This window comes from Gillisia limnaea DSM 15749, assembly GCF_000243235.1.
GTDB lineage: Bacteria > Bacteroidota > Bacteroidia > Flavobacteriales > Flavobacteriaceae > Gillisia > Gillisia limnaea.
Window position 1 is genome coordinate 1,182,688 of record NZ_JH594606.1, and the last position, 12,122, is coordinate 1,194,809.

General features: G+C 37.7%; 10 protein-coding genes. 2 read left to right on the forward strand and 8 right to left on the reverse strand.

The features are described 5' to 3' along the window. Nucleotides 1-14: 14 nt before the first annotated feature. Nucleotides 15-1,370, forward strand: a complete 1,356-nt coding sequence (locus GILLI_RS07065; RefSeq protein ID WP_006988417.1) for a Fic family protein — start codon at nucleotides 15-17, stop codon at nucleotides 1,368-1,370. Beyond that, nucleotides 1,367-4,507 (forward strand): type I restriction endonuclease subunit R, encoded by a 3,141-nt coding sequence (locus tag GILLI_RS07070; RefSeq protein WP_006988418.1) that lies wholly within the window; start codon nucleotides 1,367-1,369, stop codon nucleotides 4,505-4,507. The genes GILLI_RS07065 and GILLI_RS07070 overlap by 4 nt, the downstream gene beginning before the upstream one ends. Here GILLI_RS07070 and GILLI_RS07075 read toward each other — a convergent pair. From GILLI_RS07075 to GILLI_RS07115, 8 genes are all read right to left on the reverse strand, one after another. After that, nucleotides 4,504-4,866 (reverse strand): hypothetical protein, encoded by a 363-nt coding sequence (locus GILLI_RS07075; RefSeq protein ID WP_006987902.1) that lies wholly within the window; start codon nucleotides 4,864-4,866, stop codon nucleotides 4,504-4,506. The genes GILLI_RS07070 and GILLI_RS07075 overlap by 4 nt on opposite strands. Before the next feature lie 7 nt (nucleotides 4,867-4,873). Further along, on the reverse strand, nucleotides 4,874-5,728 hold the full coding sequence (locus tag GILLI_RS07080; RefSeq protein WP_006988419.1) for a DUF4138 domain-containing protein: 855 nt from the start codon (nucleotides 5,726-5,728) through the stop codon (nucleotides 4,874-4,876). After that, a complete protein-coding gene (traM, locus tag GILLI_RS07085) occupies nucleotides 5,725-6,654 on the reverse strand; it encodes a conjugative transposon protein TraM (protein ID WP_006988420.1) in 930 nt (309 codons plus the stop codon). Before traM ends, GILLI_RS07080 begins: the two co-directional genes overlap by 4 nt. A gap of 121 nt (nucleotides 6,655-6,775) precedes the next feature. Further along, entirely contained in the window at nucleotides 6,776-7,390 is a 615-nt protein-coding gene (locus GILLI_RS07090; protein WP_006988421.1) for a hypothetical protein, read from the reverse strand. A gap of 11 nt (nucleotides 7,391-7,401) precedes the next feature. Further along, the gene (locus GILLI_RS07095; RefSeq protein WP_006988422.1) at nucleotides 7,402-8,244 is read right to left on the reverse strand and encodes a hypothetical protein; all 843 of its coding nucleotides are present in this window, start codon (nucleotides 8,242-8,244) and stop codon (nucleotides 7,402-7,404) included. A 2-nt stretch (nucleotides 8,245-8,246) separates the two neighbouring features. Beyond that, complete coding sequence (locus GILLI_RS07100) at nucleotides 8,247-8,804, reverse strand: conjugal transfer protein (protein WP_040506482.1); 558 nt, start codon at nucleotides 8,802-8,804, stop codon at nucleotides 8,247-8,249. Between the two features lie 86 nt (nucleotides 8,805-8,890). After that, nucleotides 8,891-11,290, reverse strand: coding sequence for a TraG family conjugative transposon ATPase (locus GILLI_RS07105; protein ID WP_006988424.1), 2,400 nt, complete (start codon nucleotides 11,288-11,290; stop codon nucleotides 8,891-8,893). Between the two features lie 273 nt (nucleotides 11,291-11,563). Then, the gene (locus GILLI_RS07115) at nucleotides 11,564-11,851 is read right to left on the reverse strand and encodes a hypothetical protein (protein ID WP_040506484.1); all 288 of its coding nucleotides are present in this window, start codon (nucleotides 11,849-11,851) and stop codon (nucleotides 11,564-11,566) included. Nucleotides 11,852-12,122 lie beyond the last annotated feature (271 nt).

The following is a 12,122-nucleotide window of genomic DNA, read 5'->3' on the forward strand; positions in this document are numbered from 1 at the left end:
AGATCTTTAAAACAATGTCCGAAACCAACCGTATAGAATATAAACGAGAACTTTCCGAAGGCTTGGAAAAGGAAGTTGTGGCTTTTCTCAATTACCGGGAAGGCGGCATTATTTATATAGGGATCAATAAAGAAGGTAAAACGGTTGGGGTTAAAGATGCCGATGGAGACCAGTTAAAAATAAAAGACCGGTTAAAAAACAATATACGTCCTTCTGCGCTTGGGCTGTTTGATATAGTAAGTGAAGAAAGGGAGGGTTTAGAAATTCTAAAAATTATTGTGGCCAGCGGTTCAGAGAAACCTTATCATCTCAAAAAATATGGGATGAGCGAAAAAGGCTGTTTTATCCGATTGGGTTCTGCTGCAGAACCAATGTTGCAAAAAATGATTGATGAGCTTTTTGCTTCTCGTACCCGTAATTCTATTGGAATAATAAAAGCACATCGCCAAGACTTAGGATTTGAGCAGTTGCAAATTTACTATCAAGAAAGACAAAAGCCGCTCAATAAGCAGTTCAGGAAAAATTTAGAGCTTACAACAACAAACGGTGATTTAAATTATGCGGCTTATTTATTGGCCGATGAAAATAACGTTTCTGTAAAAGTAGCTAAGTATAAAGGCGAAACGCGTGTAGATTTAGTGGAAAGTAATGAATATGGTTACTGCTCTTTGGTAAAGGCATCCAAAAGTGTATTGGATAAAATGAATTTAGAAAATCGCACAATTATTAAAATTACCGCAAAGGAAAGAAAAGAGCACCGTCTTTGGAATGCCATTGCGCTACGAGAGGCCGTTATAAATGCTTTTGTACATAATGATTACACACGTGAAATCGCACCGAAATTTGAGATTTTTAGGGATCGATTAGAAATTACATCCGCAGGTTCTTTACCAGACGGCCTAAGTAAAAATGAGTTTTTCGAAGGGTATTCTATCCCAAGGAATAAAGAATTAATGCGTGTGTATAAAGATTTGGACCTGGTGGAACAACTGGGGTCTGGAATACCTAGAATCCTGGAATATTATGATAAAACCTGCTTTAATTTTTCTGATAATTTTTTAAGGATGGTGTTACCTTCAGCAGAAGCGGTTTATTCGGACACCCCGCAAGTCACCCCGCAAGTCACCCCCCAAGTCACCCCCCAAGTCACCCCGCAAGTACAAGAACTTTTAAATGCCTTTACCGGCGAACATAGTAGAACCGAGTTACAAAACGAATTAAGTCTTTTGGATAGGGAGAATTTTAGAATCAATTATTTAGTACCTGCCATAGAAAATGGCTTCGTAGAATTAACGATCCCCGATAAACCAAAAAGCAGTAAGCAGAAGTATAGACTAACCCAAGAAGGAAAAAAAGCAAGACAAGAATGAAATTTACGGAAGCACATTTGGAAACCGTTTTTGCCATGCAATTGGAACAAGAAGGTTATAGGCATCAATTAGGCAATACCATCAACCGAAATGAAGATGAAGTGCTTATTGAAGAAGACCTCCGCAATTTTCTGCTTAAAACCTATAGTGAAAACGACATTACCGAAATCGAGGTACAAGCTATCGTTCTTAAACTTAAAACCCTTCCCGCCTCAGATCTTTATGAAAGCAACAAGGATTTTATGCGAATGCTTTCCGATGGCTTTCCCTTAAAGCGTGAAGATCGTTCCCAGAAAGATATCTGGATTTATTTGATTGATTATTCAGAAAATAATCAGAACACCTATAAATTTGTTAACCAGCTTGAAATAACAGGGACCCATAAACGAATTCCTGACGGCATTCTTTATATTAATGGTATTCCCGTGGTTGTCTTCGAGTTTAAAACTGCTATTCAAGAAAATTGTACAATTCACGATGCCTATATCCAGTTAACGGTGCGTTACCAACGGGATATCCCAGAACTTTTTAAATACAATGCCTTTTGTGTGATCAGCGATGGAGTAAACACCAAGGCAGGTTCATTTTTTGCTCCTTACGAATTCTTTTATGCCTGGCGCAGAATTGCCGGCTTAGCGAAGGAAGTGGATGGTATCGATAGTATGTTTACGCTTATTCAGGGGATGTTGCAACAAGACAGGTTACGGGATATTATAAGGAATTTTATTTTCCTGCCGGATAGTTCCAAAAAGGATGAAAAGATTGTATGCCGTTATCCCCAGTACTATGCTGCCAGAGCTTTATTTGAAAGTATCAAAAAGGCACAAAAACCGGCGGGTGATGGAAAAGGAGGCACTTATTTTGGGGCAACTGGCTCAGGTAAAAGTTTTACGATGCTTTTCTTGGTCCGGATTTTAATGAAAAGTGATCATTTTGAAAGTCCAACCATTGTATTGATTACCGACAGGACTGATTTAGACGATCAGCTTGCGGGGCAATTTACCAATGCGAAAACCTTTATTGGGGACGCAGCCATTGCGAGTGTCGAGAGTCGGGCAGACTTACGAGAACGTATCCGTGGGCGGGAAAGTGGCGGGGTGTTTCTTACAACCATTCATAAGTTTACCGAAGACACCGAATTGCTGACAACCAGAAGTAATGTTATTTGTATTTCAGATGAAGCACATCGAAGTCAGACGAATCTAGATCAGAAAATAAAGATCACCGAAAAAGGAGTTCAGAAAACCTTCGGTTTTGCAAAATATCTACATGATTCATTGCCCAACGCCACTTTTGTGGGCTTTACAGGCACGCCCATCGATGCTACTTTAGATGTTTTTGGACAAGTGGTCGATGAATATACCATGACTGAGTCGGTAAGGGATGAAATTACAGTACGTATTGTATACGAAGGCAGGGCAGCAAAAATAGCCCTTGAAAATAGTGAATTAAAAAAGATTGAAGAATATTATCAAGTTGCTGAGGAAGAAGGAGCGAACGAATACCAAGTTGAAGAAAGCAAAAAGCAATCGGCTAATATGAATGCCATTCTGGGTGATCCTGATCGCTTGCAGGCTATTGCCGAAGATTTTGTACAACATTATGAAAACCGAGTTTCGGAAGGTGCTACCGTAAAAGGAAAAGCAATGCTTGTGTGCAGTAATCGCGAAATAGGGTATGAACTTTATAAAAATATCATAGAATTAAAACCTGAGTGGGCAGAAATTAGAAAAGCTGAAAAGGGAGCAAAACTAACAGAGCAAGAAAAGCGGGAGCTCAAACCAACGGAGCGTATTAAAATGATAATGACCCGCGGTAAAGATGATCCTAAAAAAATGTATGATCTGCTGGGAACAAAAGAGCACCGAAAAGAATTGGACAGACAATTTAAAAATGAAAAATCAAATTTTAAGATTGCTATTGTCGTCGATATGTGGCTCACCGGTTTTGATGTTCCTTTTTTAGATAGTATTTATATTGATAAACCCATCCAACAACATAACCTTATACAAACCATTTCTCGTGTAAATCGAAAATGTGCGGGTAAGAATAAAGGGCTTGTGGTCGACTATATTGGCATTAAAAAGCAAATGAATCTGGCACTTGCCAAATACAATCAAGGAGAGCTTCAAAATTTTGAAGATATCAAAGAGTCTCTGACTATTGTTAGAAATCATTTAGATCTATTAGCTAAAATTTTCCATAAATTCGATAGCACCAATTATTTTGAAGGAAGTCCACTAGGCCAATTAAACACCCTTAATAAGGCAGTGGAATATGTTCAACAAACCAAAGAACTGGAAAACCGATTTATGGGATTGGTCAAACGCTTGAAAGCAGCTTATGACATTTGTGCAGGAAGTGAAAAAATAACACAAACGGAACGGGATTTTATTCATTTTTATCTAGCAGTACGATCTATAGTCTTTAAACTCACCAAAGGAAATGCTCCAGATACTGCCCAGATGAATGCCAAAGTGAGGGAGATGATTAAAAATGCTTTAGCTAGTGAAGGTGTAGAGGAAATCTTTAAAATGGGTGATGAAACCAATAGCCAACAAGATATTTTTGATGAAGATTATTTGGCTAAAATAGACAAGATTAAATTGCCCAACACCAAGATTAAACTCTTGCAACAATTATTGGCCAAAGCCATTGAGGAAATTAAGAAAGTGAACAAAGTAAAGGGGGTAGATTTTTCCAAAAAAATGGAGGGCTTGGTATCCCGGTACAATGAGCGAAAAGGGGACGTGTTGCGTGGAGAAGTATATGAAGAAATGGCGGACCAGCTTACCGAGCTTATTTGGCAAGTTCAAAAAGAATTTTCGGCAGGAGAGAAGTTAGGGATTGATTTTGAGGAAAAGGCTTTTTATGATATTCTAAAGGAGCTTTGCATGAAATATGATTTTCGGTATCCAGAAGATAAGCTTATCAATCTTTCAAAATCCGTAAAGGATTTAGTGGATGAACAGGCAAAATTTCCCGACTGGAGCAAGCGCAATGATATTAAATCCGCTTTAAAAGTAGGTCTTATTCTATTGCTTGATGAACACGGTTATCCCCCGGTGGAAAGGGATGAAGTCTATGATGAAATCTTTGACCAAGCGGAAAATTTTAAGAAAAATCGTCGTTCTTAAAAAGGTCCTCTTTCTCTAGGTCCTTTACTAGTAACCATCCATTGACCATTATCTTTGACCAATTTAAAAACACCAGGCTTTCCATCATATGTAGTTTTATATTTTACCCAAGCAATTTCCTTATCAATGGCTTCGTCCAAAATTTCCACCTCAATTACTTTATCAGAATCTGGCATCATATTTTGAACAGTAATCAAACTGCTATATCCTTCTGCGGTTGTATGCTTTTTAAGAACTGGTTCATCTTTTGTAAAAAAACTTTTCGCAACAATTGTTGCGGTTTCAGCAGGCGAAAGATTCTTAGTTTGTGAACAGGAAATAAATAAAAGTACTAGCGAGCAAATAACTAAATGTTTCATAACATTATCAATTTGGATTATTAATATATCTATGTGATATTTTCAATTCAATATTACGTTCGCCATCTTTTTCGTTCAGTTCCAGAATTGCCCTACGATCATTAGACAATGAAAACTTGGGTAACACATAAACGAATCGTACCGTTTCATTTTCTCCTATTTTAGAAGGCAGATTCTGTATGTAAATCGGTTCCTGATACAGCCGTTGCAACGATTTCCTTTTTCCTTTTTGTCTTGTTTCAATAGAGAGTTTCAAGAAATTCAAATCGTAATGCAAAGTAGAATTATTCTCAATCTGGATAACGAAGTAGAGCTCTTCTTTATCGAAAACAATATTTTCAACACTTAAAATGATGTCTTCGTTTCGTTTCTTAATCTTTCCGATGCGCTGTTTTCTGTCAAGAAGATAGGAGCAGAATTTTTCATAATAATACTTCCTGTAATCAACACTTTTTTCAGAAGTCTCAGCCTGAATCGAATCCTTCACTTTTGGCTTTTCATTTCCAATACTGTTGGACATTGGAATGAAATAATTGAGCTTTGAAAGCTTCTCTTTATACCTTACAATGTACGAAAAAATGGAACCATTTCTATTGACTACCAGAAGATTACTTTCTTCTCCAGGCTTTGCCTGTAGCAGTCCAAAATATTGTTCTTTTTCACGGTTGTAGGTAAACACAAAATTCTCTGAACCGGTTATTCCTTGTCGAATGGGTTCAGGAAAAAAGAGTGCAACGTTTTTAGTGTCATTGGCATAAATAGTGTCCAGAACTTTAGTTATTTGAGGTGTAGCTTGTGCCGAGCAAGGTAGAGGTGTAAAAGCGCAAATTAGGATGGCTGATATTAAAATAAATGGTCTCATAGCTTTGGTTTTAGAATTAGTTTATAGTTGTTCGATACGGTTACTTTTACGTTTCGATTATTACGTTTAAGTATCTTGGTAACGCCACTTACTTGCGGAACACTCGGGATGTTGATATCGCCAATTATATCATCCAAAACTTCATTGGTTGCCTCAGCGCGAAAATTGTTTTCAACATAGATACCTTCACTACCATCTTGCAAATCGAATGCTTTGAGCTTCGTGGGATGATGATCGATATTCTCAATTTCAATCAAAGCACGATTAGGCTGAAAGCTGATGAATCCGAATACAAGGGTATTCTTAGGCATCCTTCTATTATTGATTGTTGCAGCTTTGGTAAGGCGCATTCTCAATCTGGTATTCACCTTTACAATCTGGTCGCCATCGACCGCCACATAAATAGTTTCGTCTGTATTACTGATTATTGAAATCTCATTGTGTTTGGGCGCAGCAGCAAAGAATAATTGATGTTCCAGACCAAGTTCTTTGGCTTGAATTTTTTGCTCTCTATTTATTTCAGCTGAATCAATTTGCTGTGCATCGTTTCGGGTATCTCTCTTTACTCCGATGTTCTGATAAGACTTTTCGGAATATTGGATCCTACCTGCATCATAAATACTATCCACGATGCGTTCTTTTTCTCGTTCGGGTAGATCCGGATCATAAAAGCCCATAGAATCGATCAGTTTCTCATCATAAATACTAGGAGCGTTGGTTTCGCGAACCTCTTTCAAATCATTGATAGCATCCAGTTTAGAATCGTATTCTTTCTGGTTTTCTTCTAAATCGGGTACCAAGGTCTGCTCAAGGTTTTCATTTTCACTTTCATCATCGCCCATTACCATCAGTGAATAGGAAATTAGAAATATAAAAATTACAGCTAGTACTGCTGTGAATACGATTTTGTTCTTTTCTATTTTCATCTGTTGCAGTTTATTTGTTTATTATTTGTCAGAAGTAATTCGCCGATCAACATTTCGATTAATATTCAAAAATTTTATGGCTCATTTCATAAGAGTGGTTTTTTAAATGCCGATTATCGGCTCAGTTTTCATTGTTTAATTTTTTTAAGGTGTTTTCGAAATAGTCTGCAATTAATAATCCGTGTGGATTGTTGGGGAAGTTTCGGTCAACCATAATCAGATTCCCGGTTGAAATCAATTCGTAGGTGTCAATTATAGATCCTCTATTGATTTCAAAAATGGTTGTTGTAGTAAAACTGTATGAGCCATTATTATCTGTTATCCGTGAATCGATACTCAGCACTTTTTGAACTAATGAATACTGTAACAGCCGATTATATACGCCATCAGCTTTTTTCTGACGGTACAGGTTGTCCACGGAACTATTACCTAGCCATAGTGCTTTTTTTAAATTACGTTCATAGTTACTGGCATCGATATTATAGAAGTAATTGTGAAAAAGTTCTAAATGTGCCAAAGCCTCGACTTTGAAATTCTCTTTTTGGGTAACAAGTTTAAGTGGAATGATACTGCCGTCGGTATTGATGGCAAAGGCACTATTGAGCGCATTTTTATGAGTGGTAAAAGCTATCCAAACCGAAAAGGTACTGGTTAGCAATGCACAAACGACAACGGCCAAAACGATAAATCGGTTTAATTTCAGGACGCTATATATATTCTTGTATGGTGTTTTCATGTTGTTTTAGATTAGCTAGTAAACAGTCTAAGCGTGAATGACGTGGCGCGCCTGTATAATTTAAATTTCAGAAATACTATAAAACCAACAGATCCAAGTTGTACCACAGGAGCAAAAAAGCCTTGGCCTACATCTGTTCCGAAAAGATTTGTCCAAAAATTAGTATTAAGCTCGGTATAGATTGCATTGATAAATATATTGACCAAAAAGAAGGCAGGGACGAGCATATAAACCGCAGCGTATAACTTGAAAAATGAGTAGGCCAGGGAGCGGAATTTTTCAAATACCGCTAAGCTAATAACCAATGGAAAAAAGGCCTGCATTATGCCCAATAGAAAGTAACGTTCTGCAAGAAATAGTGGGTAAATAAACAAATCCAAAATCCAAAGGAAGAGGCTGATAATAAAAGCGAAAATTTTGAAGCCATATAATGGTGTTATTAGGGCTTCATATAATAGCGTCATAGCTGCTTGCGCTACTTCGAGGATACTTACATCTTCCTCAATAGGAATGTCTTGCATCTGCAACGGTAATAGCGCAGGCGCTGTTCCACGATATTGCCCTTCTATGGAAACAAGGATGCTATCAAAGAATCCCAATACTTGTGTTGAAAAAATAACCAATAGCACTACTGCAAAATTTTTGGCCAATTCACCAGGACTCAGTCCCCAAGTGTAACCGTCCTTATCTGTAATTCCTTCATTGTATTTTTTCAGGATATTGACCAGGAAAAACAGCACGGCAAGCGTTTTCATTCCTGCAATGGTGTATTGCGAGAAACTGCTATTCTGTATGGTCTGGAAAATAGTATCGATATATTCCAGTCCTATCCCTAAAATGATGGTTGCGGTCATCTCTAATATTCGGTTTCGCGGTTATTGATTTTATCCTGCATTTTTCTGAAGGAAATAATGTCCTTGTATCGTCTGGTTTTGGTTTTGATATTGGAAACCATTTCTCTAGATTCCAATTCTTTTTCTTTTAAAATTTCGGCACGTTCCGCATCACTCATTTTCAGGTAATCGCTGGATAGAATTTCATCGATGAAATCCATTGTGTCCAGGGAATTTTCAACAATGGCGGTAAACGATTCAGATACTCTTGCTACTTCATCGGGTTTGATGTAAGGGCTATCAAGAATATCTCTCAAATCACTTTGCAATACTTGGATGAGGCGTTGGTTGTTCCGTCCAATTTCACGTACAGCTTTTAATTGTCTAACCACATCGTTGACCTTTTCAATGTTTTCTTTTTGTGTCTTTAAGAACTGGACCGTCTTAATTATGTTTGCGGTCTGTTTCCCTGATTCTATCAGTTGTTTTACCAAACTGATAAAATTAGTGTTGTCATAAGTGGGCATTCCTTGGCACGCAGCGCGTGCAGGCAATAACAAAGCGATGGCCATTGCTATCATTAATGTTTTGATTTTTGCTTTACTCAAAGCTTGCCTGTTGCTTGAGTGTCCGTATATTTTCTTCGAAAATTTCATAATGTTTATATTTAAGAGTTGATATAGATTTTGATAGCTTCTTCCATTGAGCCAGTCTTTTCATAAATCGCAATTATGGCTTCGTTTTCCTGTCCATCGGTCAGGTAAGCTGCATATACTTCTTCCGGTACTTCGAGCCGGAAAATGTTGCTTTCCTTCCCGATCTTAATGAACATTTCCGTGTACTTGCGTGGCCCGGAAAGATTGTTCTTGATGGATTTTAATTGGTTCAGATCGTGGCTGGACAGGTTGAGTCGCTTGACCAGTTCGGTATAACCTTTTTCATTGTTCAGGCTGTAAATGACCTGTGTATTTTCCAGTATGCTGGCCGATGTGGAATTATTTGGAAGCTGGTTAATGGATTGCAGGATAATCCCAATCGCACCGTTCTGTTTTCGGATAGCTTGGTAGTAGAACTCCACACTTTCCAATACGTTTTCAAACTTCAGTTGCTTGGCGAACTCATCAAATAGAATGATGCCTTTTTCCGCACGATTCTTCCAAATGGTTCGTTGGATTGCCGACTTAATCAGCTTCAACATTACAGACAAAATTTCCTTATTATCCTTTACTTCATCCAATTCGAAAACAATCAATCGTTTGTCCTCAATTTTATAGGTCTGGTCTTCACCTAACTCAAATAGGAAGGTATATAGGCCATCGCCGACATACTCGGACATAACATGCAAGAAGCTTGTGACATTGAAATAGTCGGGATGGATTTTAAGTGTGTCAAGAAGGTTTTCCTGATTCCTTTCTATAAAGACGTAGAAACTTTCCAAGGAATGTTTTTCGGAAGTGCTATCGTAATAATGGCGCAGTATTTTCTTAACGGAAACGGATTGTGCCTTGGTTATTTTTAAATCTGAAGCGAACAGCTCAAACAGGAACACAGATAAATCTTCAAGACGTTCTGGTGTCAAATCAGTTTGGTTGCTGATGTAAAATGGATTGATACCCAGATTCTTTCCGCTTTCGTAACGCAGTATTGTGTATTGTTCGGGATAGAGTTTAGCAAATTTGGTGTAAGAGCCACCTAAATCAATAATGACCAGGCGAACACCACTTTCAAAATATTGGCGAAGAATATTATTGGCCAAAAAGGATTTGCCCTCCCCAGTTGGTGCGAAGATGGCAAAGTTTCGAGCCTTGATACGCTTTTTGTGTTCGTCCCAGACATCCTTTAAAACAGGAATATTATGTTCCCGGTCATTGAAGATGATTCCGGTAGTATCCGATTTGTAATTGGTGTTATTGATAAACAGGCAAAGTGCGTGTTTTAAGTCCGTTACATATAAGTCGTTATTCGAGAAATTTGACGAGAAGCAGCAGTAACTGTTCAATATATAATTCTTCCGCTCTTCGCCTCGTGGATAGTATGGAATGATATCCAGTTCCTTGAATTCAGTTTTAATCTTTGAAGTTATTTTATCCAGTTCTTTTGCATCTTTCGACCAATACACAATATTGAGATGACCACGGACAATCCGTGCATTATCATCAGCATTAATTTGGTCGAGGATGTGCTGAATCTTCCCAAGCACCACTTTGTTCTGAGAACCAAAATTGGAACTTTTGTTCAGTTCCTCTATTTTCTTATCGAGCAACTTGCGCCACTTGTGTTTGTCATCCAAATACAGGATTTGGTTGACGATATGGTTCTCGTTAAGCGTAAGCCCTAAACCATCAATAAACCCTTGATGAAACACAAAATCGTCAGAAGTGAATTTCTCATTGGTTTTGCTACTCTGCACACTTTCGCCAAAGCACAGTTCGCTATTGATGGCTAGGGCATCAAAATGGTTTTCGCCAATATTGACGCTTTTATTCTCCAGTAAAATATCGGTATCAAAGCCTTCGTTAAAGCCATTGAAATAGGTCTCTGTGAGACCGACAATTTCTTTTTCATTTAATGGTCTGAGAGACGCTCTCCGGCTATTGTTGATAAAGGAAACTGAATCATTAACTGAGTTGGCGAAACTATTAATGTTGTTATCCAGTTCCTGTACAATTCCCTTGGAAACCTTTCTCAAGGGATTAACGTATTTTGGATTGTTGATTGCTTTATTCTTGGTCAGGATAAAGAACAAATAACATTTGTGCTCAATATACCCGCGACCTTTAAAATGCTTGTGTGTGGCTTTTTCCAAAAAGGTTGAATTCGGAAGCTTTTCTGAAGAATAAGACCTCTTTAAATAGATATCCTGTTTGTGAACCACAGTCCCAACGGGTAAGGACTTCAAAGCCTGGCACCAGGCACCGTGAATATCCTCAAAATCCTTTTCGGATAAGGAATAGATTTCTGGCAGATTCCCTTCGTAGCAGAAAATCACGTTGCCATTATTGGAAAAGATGATATTGTCCTGAATATCTGCAATGGGTTGATATGCCGAAAGGTTAATCTTGTTCATAATCAATGCCTGAATTTCTTTTATTGCTAATTATGGTTGGAAAAGCCTTCTTCATGTGAAAGACTTGTGGTGTGTTATGTATTTTGGTCAAAACAATGTATAATGCAGCATTGATTATGAAGAGTCCTATAATTATCTCAAAGCTGAATGAAAAGATGATAACCAAAAGCGAAGCGAGTATGGTGACCATCATTAATGCAAACAGTGAAATAGACAGTCCAAAGATGACCGCTTGTTTTCTGATATTTTTATAGATCTCGAACGTTTTCATCGCTATACTACAATTCCGATTAGATATGTAAATATTCCTACGACAGCCCCTGCGATAAGGACGAAGACGAGCACCCGGGTAATCCCTTTTTTGAGGTCTGCATTTTCCCCGAAGAAGTGTCCTGCGTTAAATAGGAAGCCAACCAAAAAAATTGCGCCCAGAAGAAAAGGAAATATTCTCCTGATGGTATCAGAGATTTCATTGACACTATTCTCGATCCCACCAATTTGTGCAAAAAGAGAAGTCGAGAGCAATGAAAGAAAAATTGCCAAATAGAGTGATTTTTTTATAACGGAAAAGTTTAGATTTTTGATTCATTTTCGTTATTTTAAACTTACATATATTTGATTGTAATTATCTGAAAATCAATTATTTGTGAATAAAATATTATTTGATTCTGTTTGAATTCCGTTGCTATTATTTGACATCAAATTCTATGGATTTTGGAAGGTACGTTGTTGATAACCCGAAAAGTGAAAATGAAAAAAGTGCTCAAAAACGTCAGTTTTGTCTATTTGCTTCTAAAAATGTGTTTCGTTTTTGGGCAGGAAATAGGCACTC